Consider the following 853-nt stretch of genomic DNA (forward strand, 5'->3'; position numbering starts at 1 on the left):
GCACCGAGCGCCTGGACATCCTGCTGCTGCACCGCCCCGATCCGCTGATGCAGCCCGACGAGATCGCCGAGGCCTTCCAGCGCCTGCGCGCGGCGGGCAAGGTCGCGCATTTCGGCGTGTCCAACATGAACGGCGGCCAGATGGCCTGGCTGGGTCACGCGCTGGCGCAACCGCTGGTCGTCAACCAACTCGAACTCGGCCTGGGCCACTTGGAGCCGCTGGACGCGGCCACCTGTTTCAACGACCGCCAGGCTGGCAGCCGCCCTGGCGCGCTGGCCTGGGCCGGCACGATGGAGCATTGCCAGCAGCACGGCATCCAGCTGCAGGCCTGGAGCGCGCTGGCCCGCGGCCGCTTCAGCGGCGACACCGCGCAGGACCCGGCCGACGAGGCGGCACGCGCGCTCGTGCGGCAACTGGCCCAGCGGCACGAGGTCAGCACCGAAGGCATCCTGCTCGCCTGGCTGATGAAGCACCCGGCGCGCATCCAGCCCGTGATCGGCAGCGCCAACCCGGATCGCATCCGCGCCTGCGGCGATGCGCTACGGGTGCAGCTCAGCCGCGGCGAGTGGTACGCGCTCTACGAAGCGGCCCGCGGCGCGCCGCTGCCTTGAGCGCGGCGACGGTCAGAAGGCCGCGCTGAGCTCGGTCACCAGCGCGGCGGCGCCGATCTCGCGCAGCGCCGCGAAGTTCTGTCCCGCCCACAGCGGCGAGAAGTCGCCACTGCCCTGCGCCTCCGCCTTCGCGCGCAGCGGCGCGATGCTCGCGGTGGCCAGCGGGAAGCGCGGCGCCGCCTCGTTCAGCGGCCCGACCTCGCGCATCACGCGGTTGACGATGCCGCGCGCCGGACGGCCGG

At 73.6% G+C, this 853-nt stretch carries 2 protein-coding genes; one reads left to right on the top strand and one right to left on the bottom strand.

Annotated elements, in window-relative coordinates; translation table 11 throughout:
• Window positions 1-611: aldo/keto reductase (locus tag FUT87_RS27890; protein ID WP_186830820.1), on the top strand; the 611-nt coding region annotated here is incomplete at its 5' end.
• 12 nt (window positions 612-623) lie between these two features.
• Here the strand turns inward: FUT87_RS27890 and FUT87_RS27895 are convergent.
• Window positions 624-853: nitronate monooxygenase (locus tag FUT87_RS27895; RefSeq protein WP_222617334.1), on the bottom strand; the 230-nt coding region annotated here is incomplete at its 5' end.

Source organism: Mitsuaria sp. TWR114 (assembly GCF_007997345.1).